This is a genomic window from Mesorhizobium sp. G2-6-1 (genome assembly GCF_055809095.1).
The window spans coordinates 258,818-279,080 of the sequence record NZ_CM147896.1 but is presented as its reverse complement, the minus strand read 5'-3'; the positions used below and the strand labels follow the sequence as shown (position 1 = coordinate 279,080).

Annotated in this window: 18 protein-coding genes; 12 read left to right on the top strand and 6 right to left on the bottom strand. The window is 56.0% G+C overall.

The genetic code is table 11. The annotated features are described in order from the left end of the window. Positions 1–344 precede the first annotated feature (344 nt). Together AC0L7S_RS01285 and AC0L7S_RS01280 are read right to left on the bottom strand one after the other, a co-directional pair. A complete protein-coding gene (locus AC0L7S_RS01285) occupies positions 345–1,649 on the bottom strand; it encodes a M23 family metallopeptidase (RefSeq protein WP_473472727.1) in 1,305 nt (434 codons plus the stop codon). Positions 1,650–1,932: 283 nt separating this feature from the next. After that, on the bottom strand, positions 1,933–2,400 hold the full coding sequence (locus tag AC0L7S_RS01280; protein WP_473474129.1) for a peroxiredoxin: 468 nt from the start codon (positions 2,398–2,400) through the stop codon (positions 1,933–1,935). Between the two features lie 110 nt (positions 2,401–2,510). On the opposite strand from AC0L7S_RS01280, the gene AC0L7S_RS01275 reads away from it, so the two are divergent. Together AC0L7S_RS01275 and AC0L7S_RS01270 are read left to right on the top strand one after the other, a co-directional pair. Next, the gene (locus tag AC0L7S_RS01275; RefSeq protein WP_473472726.1) at positions 2,511–3,470 is read left to right on the top strand and encodes an AsmA family protein; all 960 of its coding nucleotides are present in this window, start codon (positions 2,511–2,513) and stop codon (positions 3,468–3,470) included. A 101-nt stretch (positions 3,471–3,571) separates the two neighbouring features. Then, positions 3,572–5,899 (top strand): hypothetical protein, encoded by a 2,328-nt coding sequence (locus tag AC0L7S_RS01270; protein ID WP_473472725.1) that lies wholly within the window; start codon positions 3,572–3,574, stop codon positions 5,897–5,899. Positions 5,900–5,935: 36 nt separating this feature from the next. Here AC0L7S_RS01270 and tyrS read toward each other — a convergent pair whose 3' ends face one another. Next, positions 5,936–7,189: a tyrosine--tRNA ligase gene (gene tyrS, locus AC0L7S_RS01265; RefSeq protein ID WP_473472724.1), complete on the bottom strand. Its 1,254-nt coding sequence runs from the start codon at positions 7,187–7,189 to the stop codon at positions 5,936–5,938. A 105-nt stretch (positions 7,190–7,294) separates the two neighbouring features. On the opposite strand from tyrS, the gene AC0L7S_RS01260 reads away from it, so the two are divergent. Further along, positions 7,295–8,419 carry an anhydro-N-acetylmuramic acid kinase gene (locus tag AC0L7S_RS01260; protein WP_473472723.1) on the top strand — a complete coding sequence of 375 codons (1,125 nt, stop codon included), beginning with the start codon at positions 7,295–7,297 and terminating at the stop codon, positions 8,417–8,419. A gap of 13 nt (positions 8,420–8,432) precedes the next feature. Here the strand turns inward: AC0L7S_RS01260 and AC0L7S_RS01255 are convergent, their stop codons facing one another. Next, complete coding sequence (locus tag AC0L7S_RS01255) at positions 8,433–9,107, bottom strand: alpha/beta hydrolase (RefSeq protein WP_473472722.1); 675 nt, start codon at positions 9,105–9,107, stop codon at positions 8,433–8,435. Between the two features lie 240 nt (positions 9,108–9,347). Between AC0L7S_RS01255 and AC0L7S_RS01250 the strand changes: the two genes are divergently transcribed. The 8 genes from AC0L7S_RS01250 to AC0L7S_RS01215 all read left to right on the top strand — a co-directional run bounded on the left by AC0L7S_RS01250 (position 9,348) and on the right by AC0L7S_RS01215 (position 16,811). After that, the gene (locus tag AC0L7S_RS01250; protein ID WP_473472721.1) at positions 9,348–10,511 is read left to right on the top strand and encodes a cysteine desulfurase family protein; all 1,164 of its coding nucleotides are present in this window, start codon (positions 9,348–9,350) and stop codon (positions 10,509–10,511) included. A gap of 171 nt (positions 10,512–10,682) precedes the next feature. Further along, positions 10,683–12,209 carry a Fe-S cluster assembly protein SufB gene (gene sufB, locus AC0L7S_RS01245; RefSeq protein ID WP_473472720.1) on the top strand — a complete coding sequence of 509 codons (1,527 nt, stop codon included), beginning with the start codon at positions 10,683–10,685 and terminating at the stop codon, positions 12,207–12,209. 27 nt (positions 12,210–12,236) lie between these two features. Then, positions 12,237–12,992 (top strand): Fe-S cluster assembly ATPase SufC, encoded by a 756-nt coding sequence (gene sufC, locus AC0L7S_RS01240; protein ID WP_473472719.1) that lies wholly within the window; start codon positions 12,237–12,239, stop codon positions 12,990–12,992. Positions 12,993–13,001: 9 nt separating this feature from the next. Then, positions 13,002–14,270, top strand: a complete 1,269-nt coding sequence (gene sufD, locus AC0L7S_RS01235) for a Fe-S cluster assembly protein SufD (RefSeq protein WP_473472718.1) — start codon at positions 13,002–13,004, stop codon at positions 14,268–14,270. A gap of 52 nt (positions 14,271–14,322) precedes the next feature. Further along, positions 14,323–15,564 carry a cysteine desulfurase gene (locus tag AC0L7S_RS01230; protein ID WP_473472717.1) on the top strand — a complete coding sequence of 414 codons (1,242 nt, stop codon included), beginning with the start codon at positions 14,323–14,325 and terminating at the stop codon, positions 15,562–15,564. A 7-nt stretch (positions 15,565–15,571) separates the two neighbouring features. Beyond that, a complete protein-coding gene (locus AC0L7S_RS01225) occupies positions 15,572–15,970 on the top strand; it encodes an SUF system Fe-S cluster assembly protein (RefSeq protein WP_473474128.1) in 399 nt (132 codons plus the stop codon). Between the two features lie 89 nt (positions 15,971–16,059). Then, positions 16,060–16,443: a Fe-S cluster assembly scaffold SufA gene (sufA, locus tag AC0L7S_RS01220; protein WP_473472716.1), complete on the top strand. Its 384-nt coding sequence runs from the start codon at positions 16,060–16,062 to the stop codon at positions 16,441–16,443. 44 nt (positions 16,444–16,487) lie between these two features. Continuing rightward, the gene (locus tag AC0L7S_RS01215) at positions 16,488–16,811 is read left to right on the top strand and encodes a TfoX/Sxy family protein (RefSeq protein WP_473472715.1); all 324 of its coding nucleotides are present in this window, start codon (positions 16,488–16,490) and stop codon (positions 16,809–16,811) included. A gap of 57 nt (positions 16,812–16,868) precedes the next feature. Here AC0L7S_RS01215 and AC0L7S_RS01210 read toward each other — a convergent pair whose 3' ends face one another. Both AC0L7S_RS01210 and AC0L7S_RS01205 read right to left on the bottom strand, forming a co-directional pair. Further along, on the bottom strand, positions 16,869–17,786 hold the full coding sequence (locus AC0L7S_RS01210; RefSeq protein WP_473472714.1) for a pseudouridine-5'-phosphate glycosidase: 918 nt from the start codon (positions 17,784–17,786) through the stop codon (positions 16,869–16,871). A 124-nt stretch (positions 17,787–17,910) separates the two neighbouring features. Then, positions 17,911–18,855, bottom strand: coding sequence for a carbohydrate kinase family protein (locus AC0L7S_RS01205; RefSeq protein WP_473472713.1), 945 nt, complete (start codon positions 18,853–18,855; stop codon positions 17,911–17,913). A 286-nt stretch (positions 18,856–19,141) separates the two neighbouring features. Between AC0L7S_RS01205 and recA the strand changes: the two genes are divergently transcribed. Then, complete coding sequence (gene recA / locus AC0L7S_RS01200; RefSeq protein ID WP_473472712.1) at positions 19,142–20,227, top strand: recombinase RecA; 1,086 nt, start codon at positions 19,142–19,144, stop codon at positions 20,225–20,227. Positions 20,228–20,263 lie beyond the last annotated feature (36 nt).

The window sequence follows — 20,263 nt, the reverse complement described above, 5'->3', positions numbered from 1 at the left end:
TCAACAATCGAGTCAATCATCTTTCGTGATACCGGTAACATTGAAGAGCAGGCGAGGCCGCGGGGCCGTCGGGTCTGCTATGAACCGTGACGGCGATCAACAAGCGACCCGGTCGCATTAAAGCTTTGCGGCTATTGGCAAACGCGACCGGTCGGTCGGGGAGTTGTGGGCCTGTGGACATAGCATTGAATGGCCGGGGCAGTGCCTGTCTCGCAACTCTCTCGCCCGCGTGCCAGCTTCAAGTCGCTGTTGCTAAAGGCACTTACCGAACCTGCAATGGACCGGCGTTGCCATCTGGTAGATGAAAGGTTGCGCCGATGGTGCGGCGCGCCAGTCAGGCGGCTTCAAAGATACCGTGAGATGCGCTTGCCAACCTTTAGGAAGCGAAGCGGATTCAGTGCTTTTCCATTGTAGCGAACTTCATAATGAAGGTGTGGGCCGGTCGAGCGCCCGCTGCTGCCTGTCTTGCCGATGAGATCGCCTGCTTTGACCTTTTGCCCGACTTTGACGAGGATCTTGCTGAGATGGCCGTAGCGCGTTGTGAAACCTTTGCCATGATCGACTTCGACCATGCGCCCATAACCTCCATTCCAACCGGCTTTGATCACCGTGCCGGCCGCTGTGACCTTTGCAGCCATTCCCATCGGAGCGCGGAAATCCATGCCCGAATGCAGGGCAGCCGAGCCAAGCAAAGGGTCGGTACGTATGCCAAACGGGCTGGTTACGGCGCGCCCCGGTGCGGGATTTGATATGGGAAGGCTTCGCGCCTCTTGCTTGACATGGTCGAGCGTATCGAGCGCCTCATCCAGTTCTTTGACCTTGATGTCGAACACCGAGCTTTGATTGGCTGGAATGAGCGGCCCGCCGACATCGCTCTTCCCCACTTCATCCTGGCCGATATTGCTATCTACAGGCAGTCCGGCAGCTTCCAGCGCGTTGGATATGGCATCGGCGCTTTGTGAAGCCGCACTGGCAAGATCGGAAATACGTGTCAGTTGCCCATTCTCGATGGACTTCAGCGACTGATTGATGGAAACGAACAACTTGTCGGCGCGGTCGGCTGCGGAAACGCGCTCGGCACTGTCTGCTCTCGTCGACCAAAAGGCGAAAGGCCTTGTGTCGTCGCCGCTCAAGGCGGCAAGCGAATAGCTTTGCGACTGGGCACCGATGCTTCCCGTTATTTCGGCGCGATTATCCTGTTTGGGAGCGGGGACAGGTGCCGAGGACGGCAAAACGTCGCCAACTTCACCTTCAGCGCGTTCAAGAAGAGGGCCTAGTCTGCCATGTCTTTCGCTCAGTTGCGTTTGGCGTTCAATCAGTTCGCTGACCTTTGTCTCGACCAATTGCTGGTCGAGCAACTGCCTGCTCGTAATCCGGTCGACCTGCGCCCTCAACGCGGAAATACGGTCTTCATAAGCCTGCTGCATGCGCGCCTGACGCGCTGTTGCCGCGCCGATCAGATTGTCGCGCAAGACCAGATAGGACGTCGCCACCAGATAACCGAGCGCAATCGCCGCCAGTGCGGAGCCGACGAATGCCGCCACCCACGGGCGAATGGTGAAATGTCTTATCTCTTCGCCGCGGGCGATAATGACTGTGTGAGGTTCCTTGCGCTTGCCGAAGACTGTCGACTGACCGGATGCTGCCACAGGACCATGCTTTCATTAACGACACTGATGACCAATTTAAACATTGTTAGGGTTAACAAAGTTTTGATTATCAAGCCGTTTTCGTGAAAGATGCACGCGATACTGGCAATTGGTTGTGTGGGTGGTAGCCGGACGCTCTGCGTCAGCGCATGAACAGCCAAAACAGAATGATGACAGGGATCGGAATTCCAAGCGCCCACAATAAAATGCCGCGAAACATAGCTCTCTCCCATGTTGCTTGTCTGTATCGCAACGCAGGAGAATGGGAGTTTGTTCCGCCGCCTCAGAGCGCGCGTGCAGCCTCCAGAACCTCTTCGGCATGGCCTTTAACGCGGACTTTTCGCCATATTCTGGAAATCAGCCCATCACGCCCGATCAGGAACGTGGCACGCTCCACACCCATATAATTGCGGCCATACATCTGCTTTTCCACCCAGACATTGTACGCCTTGACCGTGCTCAAATCCTCGTCTGCGCCAAGTTCGACCGTCAAATCGTACTTCGCCATGAACTTGTCATGCTTCTTGACGCTGTCAGGCGACACGCCGATCACGACAGCACCGATGTTATCAAAATCGCGCTTGAGTTGAGAAAAGGCGATAGCCTCTGCGGTACATCCGGTTGTGTCGTCTTTCGGATAGAAATAGACAATGACAGGCTTTCCCGATAATTCCGCGAGCTTGAAATGATCTCCTCCGCTGCGCGGAAGTTCAAATTGCGGCGCTTGGTCGCCAACTTTGAGATCACTCATATTTTGTTCGGTCATATCGATGCCCTTGTTTGAGGTTACGCGAGACGTTTCACCGATATATTGTCGATTGGGGATTCGTCCATGATCGAGTTCAAAAAGCGGAAAAGTGTGTGGATCACGAACTGCCACAGCACGAGAAGATCAAGTTCAGGCGAACCGAGATTACCGATCTCGGGGCGCTGCCCTCCGCATGCGATGAGCCGCCGCTTGGCCGCGCCGCGATAGGGCGCAGGTTTCGCATCATTGGTCGCATCGCAATGGCGTTCGGGGCATTCGTCGCAATTCTGGCGATAGCCGTCTACGTGATTGGCGCGTCGGGGATAGGCACTGAACGGCTGCAACATGAAGCCGAGGCGGCAATCGAGAAACTGGCAGGCGTAGATGTCAATGTTTCGGTTGGGCCTGCCAGCCTCACTTTGGACGGTTCGAGCTTCCTGGCGCTTCGGGTAACCGACATCAGGCTAACGACCGTCGATGGTCGCCGCATGGCCGAAGCCGGTGCCGTCCGCTTTGGTGTGAAGCTGCTTCCTCTTCTTTCCGGCGATGTCGAGATAACAAGTGCGCGAATCTCGAACGCCCGCATCGATGTCGCGACAATGCCAACCGGGGAGGGCGACTGGTCGATTGGTCTGCGAAGCCCTGATGGCCTGTTCGATCCCGACAAGGTGATTGGTGCTGCCTTTGGCGTGGCGCATCAGGCGCTCGACGCTGTCAGCCCGAACGCATTGCGCGAAATCAAACTCAGGAACGTCGAGTTCGTGTTGCCGCAGGCAGACCATGTGAACTCTGTCAAAATCGCCAATGCAACGGTGTTGCAGGCCGGGCCGCAACAGATGACGATTTCTTCCCAAACAGAGATTGATGGTCGCTCCCTTAAGCTAACCGCCGCTGCTTCGCGCGATCCTGAAATGCGACGCATTTCCAAACTGGAGGCGACGATCGACGTTGCCGGTGCAGCCAGCCTGCCCTCCACGCCTGTTGGGTCGACTCTGGGCAGTATTGCTATTCACCTGACGGGAGAAGAGGGCGTGGCGATGGCGCATCACGACTGGCACTCACGGCATCGGTAGCCAGATCGACCCTGGATCTGGGCGAGCGCGGGCGGCTTTTTGGTGCCATCGACGTCAAGGCCAGACTTGAGACGGGTGCCAATAAGGTCGCGATTGATCGATTGATTTTGAAGACAGGGCGCTCGCAGTTCAATTTTGAGGGTTCCATCGGCCCCAAGCCCGTTTCCGGCACGGCAGGCGATGAGCCAGCCTATCGCTATGATCTTGTCAGCAACGGCTCAACGCTGGCACCCATCGAATCGCCTGAACCGGCATTGAAATTCATTACTCGCATCGCCGGGGTATATCTGACTGAAAGCCGCAAGCTTGTGGCCGATACAATAGCTCTCAAGTCGGGTGCGCGCGGCGAGGTGCTGGGCACCGCTGCGGTGCAATTTGCTGAAGGCAAGGTGCCGGGTCTGCTCGTCGCATTTACGGTGCATGACATGCCGGTATCCCATGTCAAACAGCTTTGGCCGTGGTTTTCGGCCGAAAATGCACGCCTGTGGGTGCTGGAGAACCTGTTCGGTGGCCGTGTCGTCGATGCGAACCTGCAATTTCACGTTGCGGTCGGTCGTCTTGGCAACGGCATCCCGCTTTCAGCCGAGGAAGTTTTCGGACGTTTTCAGGTTGACGGTTCGCGTTTCGATACGGCGGGCCGTATTCCCCCGGTGCGCGATGCGGTCGGCGTTGTCGAGTTTAGCGGCAATGATGTCAAGGTCACGCTCTCCTCCGGCACCGTGTACATGCCAAGCGGGCGCACTGTAGCGGCGAGCAACGGGACACTGATCGTTCATGAGGCAAACCGCCCGCCTGTGATTGGCGCGTTGGATATTGATGTGGCGGGCGAAGCACCGGCCATCGTCGAACTTTCGTCCTATGAGCCGATCAACGCCATGCGCCATGTGGGATTGAAACCAGAAGACGTTTCGGGCGTGGTGACAGGCACCGTCAAGGCCGACATTCCACTTCAGTCGGGCGTGGATACCAGCAAGCTGGATTGGCTTGTGTCACTTGACTACAAGGGGCTGGCGTTGGCAAAGCCTTATGACGGCCAGATGGTGGCTGCTGCCGATGGCTCCATCGTCGTGGACCCCTTGAAGGCAGTGATAGCGGCGACCGCCACATTGAACGGGCTGCCTGCCGAGCTTGACCTCATTGAACCGCTTGAAGACATCGGGCCACCGCGCAGCAGCAAGGTCGCACTCATCATCGACGACAAGACGCGCGAAAGCTTTATGCCGGGGTTGTCGACCTTGCTTTCCGGCACAGTGAAGGTGGCGCTCGACAAAAATACCGATGGCAGCCGCAATGTGACAGCGGACTTGACCAAGGCCAGACTTGATATCCCCTGGGTCGGGTGGAGCAAGGGACCGGGAATTCCCGCCAATGTGAGCTTCAGGATGTCAAATTCCGGTCAAACCACAACGCTTTCCGAATTTGACCTGCAAGGCAAGACCTTCGCCATAGCCGGGAACGTCGTTTTGTCTGACGGAGATCTTTCGTCGGCGCAACTCGACAAGGTGCAGTTGAACTCGGGCGATGATGTCGCTGTTTCAGTGAAACTGTCCGCCAACGGCTACAAGGTGGATGTGCGCGGCAATGCATTGGACGCGCGCGCCCTGATCAAGCAGTTTACCGCCGATGTCGATACCGCCACCAAGGACACTGGACAAGACTCGATTTCCGTCAGTGCCAGCATAAAATCGCTCAAGGGATTTTATGACGAAAGCCTTTCCAACCTGAAGCTCGACTACAGTGCCGCCGGGACCAGAGTGAACGGTTTGAAGGTGAGCGCGGTGGCAAGTTCGGGGGCTGCCATTACCATCGACAACTCCACCAATGGCGATCAACGCGCACTCAATATACGATCGGCAGATGCCGGAGCGATCCTGCGTTTCCTCAATGTCTACCAGCATATGCGCGGTGGCGGGATCGCCTTGGCGCTGCAAGGCAGTAAGGGTGGTCCATTGCACGGCAAGGTTGACGCACGCGACTTTTTCATTGTCGACGAACCCAAACTCGCCTCGATTGTCTCGACGTCACCAACAGGCAACAATCGCAGCCTGAACCAAGCGGTCAAAGGCAAGATTGACACGTCACGGGTGCAGTTCGAGCGCGGCTCCAGCGAAATCGAGAAAGGCAGCGGATATGTCAAATTGAAAAATGGCGTTCTGCGCGGCCCGATGATTGGCACGACATTTCAGGGCACGCTCTACGATCGCGACAATAACATGGATATGACCGGCACATTCATGCCCGCCTATGGCGTCAACCGTATCTTCGGTGATCTCCCACTAGTCGGCGCGATTCTCGGCAATGGGCGTGATGGCGGCCTGATCGGCGTTACCTACCGATTGAAGGGTAAGGCTAACAAGCCTGATCTCGACATCAATCCGCTATCAGCGATAGCACCGGGCATTTTCCGCAAGATTTTCGAATTCAGGTAATACCCGCCTTCATCCTCAACCGAACAATGGCAAGACCTAAACCGGCCTCACCAATATGTGTTTTTTCTTGCCAAGAGACAGCTTTACGACGCTTTCCGGACTCAAGTCCTGAAGCATAACCATGCGCCGTTCATCGGATATGGACTGGTCGTTGAGCCGAACCGCGCCGCCTTGTATGTGCCGCCGCGCCTCGCCATTGGATGAGGCCAGTCCCGCATTGACCAGCAGCGACAGGATGCCGATGCCCGACTCAAGCGTCGCCTTGGCGACCTCGATGGAAGGCAGGGTTTCAGCCAGTGCACCTTCCTCGAAAGTCTTTCGGGCCGTATCGCTGGCTTTTTGTGCCGCCTCGCGCCCATGCAAAAGGGCGGTGATTTCGGTGGCGAGGACTTTCTTGGCCTCGTTGATCTCCGACCCCGCCAGCGCACCAAGACGGGAAACTTCATCAAGTGGCAACGTCGTGTAGAGCTTGAGAAAACGCTCGACGTCGGCGTCCTCGGTGTTGCGCCAGTATTGCCAGAAATCGTAGGGCGACAGAATTTCAGGATCGAGCCATACCGCACCGGATGCAGTCTTGCCCATTTTTGCACCAGATGATGTCGTCAAAAGCGGTGTGGTGAGGGCGTAGAGCTGTGCGTCTTCCATGCGATGAGCAAGGTCGATGCCGTTGACGATATTGCCCCATTGGTCCGACCCGCCCATCTGCAGGCGGCAGCCTGTGCGCTTGTAAAGCTCGACGAAATCGTATGCCTGCAGGATCATGTAGTTGAATTCGAGGAATGACAGGGATTGCTCGCGCTCAAGCCTGAGTTTGACCGAATCGAAGGCCAGCATCCGGTTGACCGAGAAATGTCGCCCGACATCGCGCAGGAAATTGACGTAGTTGATCTGCATCAACCAGTCGGCATTGTTGGCCATCATCGCATCATTCGGGCCGCTGCCAAATGTCAGATATGGCTCGAAGTTGCGTCGGATGCCGGCCAGGTTGTTTTCGATGTCCTGCGTCGTCAGCAATTTGCGCGCCTCGTCCTTGAATGACGGGTCGCCGATCATCGAAGTGCCGCCACCCATCAGCGCGATTGGACGATGCCCGGTCTTTTGCAGCCAGTGCAGCATCATGATCTGGATCAACGAGCCGGCATGAAGGCTTTTTGCCGTTGCGTCGAAACCGATATAGGCCGTAACCGTTTCCGTTGCGAAGAGCTTGTCGAGGCTGGCGTCATCGGACGTTTGATGGATGAAGCCGCGCTCGCTCATGGTGCGCAGGAAGTCGGATTTGAAGGCGGACATGTTTCTTGATTCCCGATAATGCCGCGTTGGTAGGAACCGACGTGGCAAGTGTGATCGCGCGCGTTTAGCATCTGTGGCGACAGAATCACAAGGACGGCGGGTCAAATGACACCATTATGCGCAATCGGGCTGATGAGCGGCACCTCGATGGACGGCATCGACCTCGCCATGCTCAAGACCGACGGCGAAAATCACATTGAACGCGGCCCGTCATTCATCGTGCCCTATGAAGCAGCCTTCCGGCAGCGCATCGAAGCCGCGCTTCAGGATGCAAAAGAGATCGTGCAGCGCGATGAACGCCCCGGTGATCTCGCCGCGCTGGAAAAAGAAATATCTGAGCGTCATGCCGATGCTGTTACCGCCTTTATTCGCGCGACTCCGCCAATCTGGTCAAAGCCGGACATCATCGGCTTTCATGGCCAGACGGTTTTGCACCGGCCGCAGATTGGCCTGACTGTGCAACTGGCAGATGGCAACCTCCTGTCGTCACTGACGGGGTTTCCCGTTGCCTATGACATGCGAGCCAATGACATGTTGCACGGTGGACAGGGCGCACCTTTGGTACCCGCCTATCATGGCGCACTGGCGGCTATGCTTCACGCTCCATATGCGGGTCTTTGGCCCGTCGTGTTCGTCAATATCGGTGGTATCTCCAACATCACCTACGTACCCGAAAAGGGCGATCCGGTTGCTTTCGACACAGGCCCCGGTAACGCCCTGATCGACCAGTGGGTGGCGCGCGAAGGCGGCATTCCATTCGATGCCGATGGTGCGATTGCCAGCGAAGGAGGCGTCATCTTGCCTGTCGTGGAGCAATATCTGCGCAAAACTTTCTTCGAAAAATCAGGTCCGAAATCGCTCGACCGCAACGACTTTACGCTTGCTGAGGCCGAGGGGTTGGAACTCTCAGATGGAGCCCGCACGCTCGCCGCCCTATCGGCCCAGGCAATCCTGAAATCGGTCGCCCATATGCCCAATACGCCAAAATTATGGATTGTATGCGGTGGAGGGCGCAAAAACCCGCATATTGTCAGTGATCTGCGCGAAGGGGTCGGGAAAGCTGGCGCTCAAGTCATTCTGGCGGAAGATGCAGGCATCAACGGTGATGCAACCGAAGCCGAGGCTTGGGCGTATCTGGCGGTGCGTGCGCTGGCTGGCCTGCCATTGACGTTTCCGACGACCACGGGCTGCAAAGAACCCGTGACCGGTGGCGTAGTGGTGCGCGTCTGAACGCGCAACACTTTTAACGCAAGCGTTTTGGTCGGGGGTCCGATAACTCGCCGGCAAGTCTGCGGTCGAGATAGTCCGCGCATTCTTCCAGCAAGAGATCGGCATCGTCGCTGAAGAAGTGATTGGCACCGGGCAATGTCTTTTGCGTGATCGTAATGCCCTTTTGCGTGTGCAGCTTGTCGACCAGACCTTGCACGTCTTTGGGTGGTGCGACCTTGTCGGCATCGCCGTGAATAATCAGGCCGGACGATGGGCATGGCGCCAGGAACGAAAAATCGTAAATGTTGGGCTGCGGCGCAATCGAGATGAAACCTTCGATTTCCGGCCTGCGCATCAGCAATTGCATTCCGATCCATGAACCGAAGGAATAACCTGCCACCCAACAGCTCTTGGAGTCGGGATGCAGCGATTGCACCCAGTCGAGTGCCGCTGCCGCGTCCGACAGTTCGCCTGTGCCGTGGTCGAAGTCGCCCTGGCTGCGCCCGATGCTGCGGAAATTAAACCGCAGCGTTGTGAAGTCCCGCTTCTGGAACATGTAGAAAAGATCGTAGATAATCTTGTTGTTCATCGTGCCGCCAAATTGCGGATGCGGGTGCAAAACGATGGCGATCGGCGCGCTTTTTTCCTTGGAAGGCTGGTAGCGACCTTCTAGGCGACCGGCTGGACCGGTAAATATGACCTCTGGCATGAAAAACTCCGACTACGTACGAGAATGAACGGCGTTGAAACAACTCTTGTCTGGTGTAAACGCATCTGGCCTTGACGAGCCGGGAGCGTGTTCTTAGAAGCTAGTTTAGAATTGTTCAAAACTGGGCGTTCTGGCCACCCGTACCGCAAAGCGGGTTAATAGGACGGCTGACAGCGGAATTTCAAGGAAATAACGCGCCAGCCCCTTCAAATGGCCTTCAATAAGGAAGATTGCACGCAAATGGTCGCTCCTCGCGCCTATCTTGACTATAATGCCAGCGCTCCGCTCATCGATGCGGCGCGACAGGCTATGGTTGCGGCACTTGATGTTGAGGGAAATCCATCTTCGGTTCACGCCGAAGGGCGCGCATCGCGCCGCTTGATAGAACAGGCACGCCGCAACGTGGCGTCGCTTGTCAACGTCAAGGCTGAACACGTCGTTTTCACCTCTGGCGCAACCGAGGCGGCATCGTCGCTGCTGTCGCCGGATTGGCAAATGGGGCGAGGTGGCGTCCGTGCCAACCACCTCTATGTCTGCGAGGCGGATCATCCCTGCATTTTGAACGGTGGGCGTTTTTCACCGGCTGATATCACACGCATCGGTGTCGATCGGACCGGCATCGTGAAGCTTGATGCTTTGACCGCCGCCCTTGACGCACATGACAAGTCAGGTGGTTTGCCACTTGTGGCCATCCATGTCGCCAACAATGAAACTGGTGTAATCCAGCCTATCGAAAAGATTGCGGCCACAGTCAAGGCAGCCGGTGGCATTCTGGTTCTCGATGTCGTGCAGGCGGCTGGAAGAATTCCCCTTGATATGTCAGCGCCTTGTGCCGATTTCCTGATTCTATCTTCGCACAAGATCGGTGGCCCCAAGGGCGTCGGCGCACTCGTTGCCGCATCGGATTTGATGATGCCAAGGCCATTGATAAATGGTGGCGGGCAGGAAAAAGGCCATCGCGGCGGCACAGAGAATCTGGCGGGGATCGCTGGTTTTGGCGCGGCCGCCATGCAGGCGTCGAACGATTTATCCGCCATTGATGAATTGGCTGCGCGCCGCGACGAGATTGAAGCTTTCGTCAAGCTGCTTGTGCCGGATGTCGAGATTTTTGGGAAGGATGCGCCCCGTCTCGCCAATACGTCATTCTTCGCAATTCCGGGCCTGAAGGCTGAAACCACGCAGATTGCTTTCGACCTAGCTGGCGTGGCGTTGTCGGCGGGCTCTGCCTGTTCATCCGGCAAGGTCGGGCCGAGCCATGTGCTCAAGGCTATGGGGATTGACGAAAACGACGGTGCATTGCGCGTCTCGATTGGAGCCGCCACATCTGTGCAGGATATCGAATTGTTCAAGGCTGCGCTGAAAACCATAACCTCGCGCCGCGCAGGCCGGGACGAAGCCGCATGAATGCGGTGAAAATTGGACCCTTGCGGTCTGGTAGAGCGGTGTGTTCCGTCTTGGCCGGGTGAATTTCCGGCAGGAGCGCACTATATGAAACTTACGCCGCCCGCGAAAATCGGGCTGTGCCATAGTTTGAAAACTGTCGGGCCTTGACCCCGGCTTGGATGGAGAACGCTGATGCCTGCTGTGCAGGAGACGATCGACCGAGTCCGCAAGATCGACGTCGACCAATATAAATATGGTTTTGAGACAGATATCGCCAGCGACATGGCCCCAAAGGGTCTTGACGAAAGCACGATCCGTTTCATTTCGGCCAAGAAAAATGAACCTGAATGGATGACCGAATGGCGGCTGGAGGCGTTTCGCCGCTGGCAGACCATGCAGGAGCCGTCCTGGGCGCGCGTTGAATATCCGAAGATCGACTTTCAGGATATTCACTATTACGCGGCGCCGAAATCGACGCCGAGTCCGACATCGCTCGATGAGGTCGATCCAGAATTGCTGAGGACTTATGAAAAGCTCGGCATTCCTTTGAAAGAGCAGGAAATTCTTGCCGGCGTGCGCAAACAGGCGCAGCCGAGCGAACTGGACGGCGAACTTGCAGCCGAGGGAGCCTATCAGCCCGGCCGGGTTGCAGTGGACGCCGTGTTCGATTCGGTCTCGGTTGTCACAACCTTCAAGAAGGAACTTGCTTCGGTCGGCGTCATCTTCTGCTCGATCTCGGAAGCGATCCGCGAGCATCCGGAACTGGTCAAGAAATATCTCGGTTCCGTCGTTCCTGTCAGCGACAATTTCTACGCGACCATGAATTCGGCTGTCTTCACCGACGGTTCGTTCGTGTTCGTTCCAAAAGGCGTTCGCTGCCCGATGGAACTGTCGACCTATTTTCGTATCAATGAGAAGAACACCGGCCAGTTTGAACGCACCCTCATCATTGCCGAGGAAGGGGCCTATGTTTCCTATCTGGAAGGCTGTACGGCACCGCAACGCGACGAGAACCAGCTTCACGCCGCTGTTGTCGAACTGATTGCCCTCGACGATGCCGAGATTAAATATTCGACGGTCCAGAACTGGTATCCTGGCGATGCTGACGGCAAGGGCGGTATCTATAACTTCGTCACCAAGCGTGGCGATTGTCGCGGCGACCGCTCCAAGATTTCCTGGACGCAGGTCGAAACGGGTTCTGCGATCACCTGGAAATATCCGTCCTGCATTCTGCGCGGTGACGACAGCCAGGGTGAATTCTATTCGATCGCTGTTTCCAACGGCTACCAGCAGATCGACAGCGGCACCAAGATGATCCATCTCGGCAAGAACACGCGCAGCCGCATCATTTCAAAGGGTATCGCTGCCGGCTATTCGCAAAACACCTATCGTGGGCAGGTTTCCGCGCACCGTAAGGCAGCAAATGCGCGAAACTTCACCAATTGCGATTCGCTTCTGATTGGCGACCAGTGTGGCGCGCACACCGTGCCTTACATGGAAGCCAAGAACGCGACGACCAAATTTGAGCATGAAGCGACGACATCGAAGATTTCCGACGATCAGAAATTCTACGTCATGCAGCGCGGCATTCCGGAAGAAGAAGCGATTGCGCTGATCGTCAACGGCTTCGTCAAGGATGTCATCCAGCAATTGCCAATGGAGTTCGCCGTCGAGGCGCAAAAGCTTATTGGAATTAGCCTTGAGGGCTCGGTCGGCTGACCGGAACACGAGATTCAGGAAGAACAAATGCTAGAGATCAAGAACCTTCACGCTCGCATTGCCGATGACGGCACCGAAATCATCCGTGGCTTGAACCTGACGGTGAAAGCCGGTGAAGTTGCTGCCATCATGGGCCCCAACGGGTCGGGCAAATCGACACTTTCCTATATCCTGTCCGGTCGCGAAGATTACGAAGTGACCGAGGGCGATATTCTTTATAACGGCCAGAGCATCCTTGAACTGGACCCGGCAGAACGCGCCGCGTCCGGCATCTTCCTCGCATTCCAGTATCCAATGGAGATACCGGGCGTTGCGACCATGGAATTCCTCAAGGTGGCGATGAATGAACAGCGCAAGGCGCGCGGTGAAGAGCCGCTGAAAATTCCTGAATTCCTGAAGCGAGTGAAGGAAGCATCAGCATCGCTGAACATGGACATGGCCATGTTGAAGCGCCCGCTCAATGTCGGCTTTTCTGGCGGCGAGAAGAAGCGGGCAGAAATCCTGCAGATGAAACTGCTTGAGCCGAAGTTGTGCGTGCTGGATGAGACCGATTCCGGTCTGGATATCGACGCTTTGAAGATCGTTGCCGAGGGCGTTAATTCTTTGCGCTCGCCTGACCGCGCATTCCTCGTCATTACCCATTATCAGCGCTTGCTTGAGCACATCGTGCCTGACAGCGTGCATGTGCTCTACCGCGGACAGGTTATCAAATCTGGCGACAAGTCGCTGGCGCTCGATCTCGAGGCAAATGGTTACGCCGGTATTATCGACCAGGCGGCATAAGGGGGTGTCATGAACATGCATTCAACACCACAGCGTACGCCTGTCGAAACGGCACTGATTGACGCATTCACTGACCGCTTGTCGAATTTGCCGGGTAACGGCGACATGATGCTCAAGCGCGACAATGCCGTTGAGACACTTAAGGCGGGCTTGCCGACACGCCGCACGGAATCGTGGCACTATACGGATCTTCGCCGTCTTCTTTCGACCGTGCCGGATTTCGCACATGCGGTGCAACCCAAAGCGCTTGCTCCAATTCTGGAGGGCTCGGCGGTGTTGACGCTCGTCAATGGTACCGTTGTCGGCAAGGTACCATCGGTTGAAGGTGTTTCGATACAGCCATTGTCCGAGAAACTGGCGGACGATAACTTCACATCGGCATTGGAGACCTATGGTGATGATGACGCGATTGGCGCACTCAACATTGCCTTTGTGAGTGACGGCTATTTTGTCGATATCGCCGACGGCGCGGAATTAGAGAAGCCGATCGAATTGCAGAACTTGCAGGCCGACGGCCAGAGCCATACGCGCTTTTCCGTCAAGGCTGGTGCCGGAACCAAGGCCGTTATTGTCGAGCGCCAGACGGGCGAGGGTGAGGGTCTGACCAGCTTTGTCAGCCAGTTGGTGCTCGCTGAAGGCGCCGATGTCACTTGGATTATCGTTCAGGAACAGCCTGATGCCGCGACTCATCTTGCACAGTTCAAGGCCGATGTCGGCAAGGACGCCAACCTGACACTGTTCACAATGAACGCTGGTGGCAAGCTGGTGCGCCAGGAAATCGTGGTGAATACCGTAGGTGAAGGTGCGGACTTCAAATTGCGCGGCATTAATTTGCTGTCTGGCGATACCCACACCGACGTTACCATGGTGCTCGACCATTCGGTTCCCAATACCACATCGACAGAAGTGATCCGTAACGTGGTGACCGGCACGGCTCACGGTGTCTTTCAGGGCCGGATCAATGTTCACCAATATGCCCAGAAAACCGATGCGAAAATGGCATGCAACACGTTGCTGTTGTCGGACGAAGGCGAGTTCTCGACCAAACCGGAACTCGAAATCTTCGCCGACGACGTTCAGTGCGGACATGGGGCGACCGTTACCGAAATCGACAAAAATCATCTGTTTTACATGATGGCGCGTGGCGTTGATGAGAAAACCGCGCGTGGTCTGCTGGTAAAAGCCTTCATGGCCGAGGTCATCGAAGAACTGGATGACGAGGCGATGGTCGAGGCGCTTGAAGCAAAGCTGGATCACTGGTTCGCGACGCATGGATGAAGCCTGCTGAGAGTGCTGGAAGATTTACGGCGCAAGCCGATGGGAACGAACTATGGACCAGGCGGTCGAACAGATTCCGTATGATGTCGAGGCAATCCGCCAGGATTTTCCGATCCTGTCGCGCGAGGTCTATGGAAAACCACTGGTCTATCTCGATAACGGTGCGTCAGCCCAAAAACCGCAAGTGGTGCTCGACGCAGTCCAGCACGCCTATTCGCAAGATTATGCCAATGTTCATCGCGGCCTGCATTTCCTGTCCAATGCCTCAACAGATGCTTATGAGAAAGCCCGCGAAAGCGTTCGCCGCTTTCTCAATGCACCTGGGACGGACAACATCGTTTTCACGTCGAACTCGACTGCAGCCATCAATACGGTTGCCTATGGCCTTGGCATGCCGGAAATCGGTGAGGGTGACGAGATTGTCCTGTCGATCCTCGAACATCACTCGAATATCGTGCCGTGGCATTTTATCCGCGAGCGGCAGGGGGCAAAGCTTGTCTGGGTACCGGTAGATGATCTCGGCGCTTTTCATATCGAAGAATTCGAAAAACGCCTGACCAGTCGCACCAAGCTGGTTGCCATCACGCATATGTCGAATGCGCTTGGCACGGTGACGCCGATCAAGGAGATTTGCCGTATTGCCCATGAGCGCGGCATTCCGGTGCTCGTCGATGGCAGCCAGAGCGCGGTTCATATGCCCATCGACGTGCAGGATCTCGATTGCGACTTCTTCGTTTTCACCGGCCACAAGGTCTACGGACCGTCAGGTATCGGCGTGCTTTATGGAAAGCATGACATGTTGCAACGCATGCGCCCGTTTATGGGTGGGGGCGAGATGATCGAGGAGGTAACGCAAGACCTCGTTACCTACAATGAGCCGCCGCATCGTTTTGAGGCGGGGACGCCGCCTATCGTGCAGGCTATTGGTCTGGGGGCGGCGCTCGACTATATGGACAGCATTGGCCGCGAGCGTATCTCTGCCCATGAAGCAGACCTCAAGGAATATGCTCATGAGCGGCTGCGCTCGATCAATTCGCTGCGGATTATTGGCGATGCACCGGGCAAGGGCGCCATAATTTCCTTCGAACTTCAGGGCATTCACGCCCATGACGTTTCGATGGTGATTGACCGTCAGGGCGTTGCTGTTCGCGCCGGCACGCATTGCGCGCAACCGCTGTTGAAGCGATTCGGCGTGACTTCTACATGCAGAGCGTCGTTCGGCATGTATAATACGAGAGCGGAAGTTGATGCTCTCGCACAAGCGCTTGAAAAGGCGCGCAAGTTTTTCGGGTGATGAGATGATGGAAGACGCAAACACCACGACCCAGGCCGCAGAACTGCCGGAACAGGCCATCGATAGCGAAGTCGCTGCGAATGCGATCCCCGCAGATGAAATTGCGCGACTGACCGATGACATCATTTCGGCTTTGAAAACGGTCTACGATCCGGAAATTCCTGCCGATATTTACGAACTCGGCCTGATTTACAAAATCGACATTGAAGATGATCGTTCGGTCAAGATTGACATGACCTTGACGGCGCCCGGTTGTCCAGTCGCGGGTGAAATGCCCGGCTGGGTCGAGAACGCTGTCAGCACTGTGGAAGGCGTATCGGGTGTTGATGTGACCATGACATTCGACCCGCCATGGACGCCGGATCGCATGTCGGAAGAGGCGCAAGTCGCGGTTGGCTGGTACTGAGCCGCTCTTGCGTCTGGCCACAATCTTCACCATTTTAATACAAGACTTGGTCTCACTGGCCTTGAACCAGTGTGAAAGTGGAGAGCGACATGGGACGCTTCGTTGTTATCAGCATGACCGAAAGGGCTGCCGAGCGCGTGCGCGAAATTGTTTCGACGCGTGACAATGCTCACGGCATTCGTCTTGGCATCAAGAAAGGCGGCTGCGCCGGCATGGAATATACGGTTGACCTCGTGACCGAACCGGTCGCCAAGGATGACCATGTTGAACGCGATGGCGCGCATGTCTATGTGGCGCCCGAAGCGGCTCTTTTCCTGCTCGGCACCGAAATGGATTTCGAGCAGACGACGCTTCGCACCGGATTCACTTTCCGCAATCCGAACCAGAGCTCGGCCTGCGGTTGTGGCGAATCTGTTGAATTGAAGCCAGCAGACCTGAAGGCGCTGGCAGAAGCGCGCTCATCTGCCGCCTGAAATGCGGTGGATGCTGATAGAGGCAACTGGAACATGGTCGCGGCATGGACGATGAACATCTAGCGGAAATATTCGACGGCCTTGGGCCTATCAGCATCAAACGCCTGTTCGGCGGTAAAGGCATCTACCATCAGGGCGTCATCGTCGCCATCGTTGCTGATGGCGAATTGTTGCTCAAGGCCGATGCGCAAAGCAGTCCCGAATTCGAAGCCAAAGGTTCGCAGCAATGGAAATATACAGGCTCGCGCCGCACTAAAGAGATTGCGATGCCATATTGGAGTGTGCCTGATGGCGCGCTCGACGATCCCGACGAAATAACGATATGGGTGCGCAAGGCTTATGAAGCTGGGTTGCGCGCGGCAAAATAAGCAATTTCGGGAAAAATGTGCAGCGGCTTTTCATTCTCGATTGCGTAGAACAAATGCTCACAGCGCCTTTGCAATCTCCGCCGCCAGCAAGGCATTGTTTTCCACCAACGCGATATTGGTTTTCAAGCTTCTGCCACCCGTCAATTCCAGGATTTTCGACAGGAGAAACGGCGTCACCGCCTTGCCGGTGACGTTTTGCACCTCGGCTGCCTTCTGCGCGGCTTCAATATAGCCAGCCATTTCGCTGCCGGGGATTTCGGCGTCCTGCGGAACCGGATTGGCGACCAGCATGCCCCCTTCAAGTCCCAACTCCTGCCGTGTCTGGAAAAGCCGTGCAATTTTCTCCGGGCTATCGAGCGTGAGCGGCGCGCGGAACGGCGATTGGCGTGACCAGAATGCAGGCATGATGTCCGACCGGTGGACAATGACCGGCACCCCTCGTGTTTCAAGGATCTCCAGTGTTTTTTCGATGTCGAGTATGGCTTTTGCACCAGCCGAAACGACGATGACAGGCGTGCGAGCCAATTCATCGAGATCGGCGGAAATGTCAAAACTCTTTTCCGCGCCCTTGTGGACGCCGCCGATACCGCCGGTAGCGAAAACCTTGATCCCGGCGATATGCGCCGCAATCATGGTTGCGGCAACCGTGGTTCCGCCCGTTTTGCCTTCTGCTACGGCGAAGGCAAGGTCTGCGCGTGACAGTTTCATGGCATCGCCGGTCATTGCCAGCGATTCGCGTTCACCATCTGACAATCCGATTTTGATGCGCCCGCCGACAATAGCAATTGTTGCTGGCACTGCTCCCGCATCTGTGATGATCTTTTCGACATTTGCCGCCATCGCACTGTTGTCGGGATACGGCATGCCATGCGTAATGATGGTGCTTTCAAGGGCGACCACGGGCCGACTATGAGAAAGTGCGCTGGCCACCGGCGCATGAACGTTGATGAAGGGGCGCGCGCTTTCTGGCGTCATGGTGGTCTCCTGAGCAAAATGGGTCGTCAATAATATGCCTTATTCGGAAGACGAACCCCTATCACGCTGAGGGGAAGGCTAGTCATTCCAAACAGGTTTCACAAACACAGTTGAGGTTTCGCGTTCATATCATCTCCTGCGCGCAATGCACGAAAGACAGTGCTACGGCAAAGGACTCAGCGGAAAAATCAGCCACCGCATCGCTGCTCTCGATAGTAAGCATCGCTGCTGCAGCCCCCTCAAGCACTGCGTCGTGCAACTGCAAGCCTTTTAAGAGTGCCGCTACTGTCGTTCCCGCCAATGCGTCGCCTGCACCGGTCACATCGGCGATGTGGCGCGGGATCGGTGGAACGACGGAGAATATGCTTTGCTCATCAAAACCTGTCACGGGGCCATCACCTGATGTGATTACGCCTGCTTTCAAGCCTTTCTGTCTTAGGCTCGCTACTGTTTCCGCGATTGTGGCATTTGAGCCGTCAGCCGCAAGAGCCAAAGCTTCCCGCTGGTTCATGAAAACGACGGCGAATTGATGGAGGACTCGGGATAGTCGGACTACTTTGGCCGGTGAAATGGCAATGGCGAAGATGGGCTTTCCTCCGGCCAGCGCCGTCAATTTCTCCAATGCGGCAAAGGGAAGGTTCGCGTCGCAAATAATTGCCTCAGCCGCCATTGCCGCATTTCGCACATTGGCGCGGCGCATCTGTTTGTGGAACGCGACATCGTAGAGAGCCATGTCTGCAAAACCGACGAGTAATTCGCCATGCTGATCGAGGATAGCTGTGTAGCTTGGCGTTGATCGGTCGAGAAAGACAGCAGACAAATCGGAAATACCCGCCGCTTCGATGGCGCGGGAAACGGCATCGCCAGCTATGTCCCCACCTCTAAGAGAAAACAGCGACGCCGAAGCGCCAAACCGCATGGCATTGCGCAAGGCGTTGAAAACGCCGCCGCCAATATCCTCATGCATTACCCCAGGATTGGAAGCGGCTGGCACATATGCAGTTGAAACCTGGCCGCGTCGATCGATATGCGCGCCGCCCACGGCGAGGATATTTGGGAGGGTGGTCATGCTGGTTTCACTCGTCGGCGTTGCAGAACAAAGCATAATGCATGGCTCCGCAAACCGAAATGGATAGACTGACAAACGTGCCGATTCGGGTTGTATCCGTCAGAAAAATCGCTGTCGCTGGGGATGCATCCTTAGTGCAATAATGCGAACATTAAAAGAACAAATAAAATAAGTGATTTATAATCAGTATGTTGATCCCTATTGCAAAACGTGAACAAAAGAGGTACAAAATAACAGGGATCAACGAATTGACCCGCTTTCATTGACGAACAAGGGGTGATGTAACATGGCTCAGAATTCATTGCGGCTTGTAGAGGAAAGTTCGGTGGACAAATCAAAAGCTCTGGATGCGGCGCTGTCTCAAATTGAGCGTGCCTTCGGCAAGGGCTCGATCATGCGCCTCGGCGCAAATGAAAAGATCGTTGAGGTCGAAACCGTCTCGACAGGTTCGCTTGGTCTGGACATTGCCCTCGGTGTTGGCGGCTTGCCGCGTGGACGCATCGTGGAAATTTATGGACCCGAAAGTTCCGGTAAGACCACGATGGCCTTGCATACCGTGGCGGAAGCGCAAAAGAACGGTGGCATCTGCGCATTCGTCGATGCTGAGCACGCACTGGACCCTGTCTATGCGCGCAAGCTTGGCGTCGATCTGGAAAATCTTCTTATCTCGCAGCCAGACACCGGCGAGCAGGCACTTGAGATTTGCGACACGTTGGTTCGCTCCGGCGCGGTTGACGTTCTGGTGATCGATTCGGTCGCCGCTCTCACGCCTCGCGCCGAAATCGAGGGTGAGATGGGCGACTCGCTTCCCGGTCTTCAGGCTCGTCTGATGAGCCAGGCGCTGCGCAAACTGACGGCGTCCATCTCGCGCTCCAACACCATGGTCGTCTTCATCAACCAGATACGCATGAAGATTGGCGTCATGTTTGGTTCGCCGGAAACCACGACAGGCGGCAATGCGCTGAAATTCTACGCATCGGTCCGTCTGGATATTCGCCGCATCGGTTCGGTCAAGGATCGCGACGAGGTCGTCGGCAATCAGACTCGCGTCAAGGTGGTCAAGAACAAGCTTGCGCCGCCTTTCAAGGTGGTCGAGTTCGACATCATGTATGGTGAAGGTGTTTCCAAGATGGGAGAACTCGTCGATCTTGGTGTGAAGGCTGGCGTGGTCGAGAAGTCTGGCGCATGGTTTTCATATAATTCACAGCGGCTTGGCCAGGGGCGTGAAAATGCGAAGACGTTTTTGCGCGAAAATCCCGATACAGCGCATGAAATCGAACTGGTACTACGACAGAATGCCGGATTGATTGCCGAAAAATTCCTTGAAGATGGTGGGCCCAACAGCGCCGAGGATGAAGCTGGCGAAATGTAGACTATCTGAACGATCCGTCAGTTGGTTTGAGTTGTG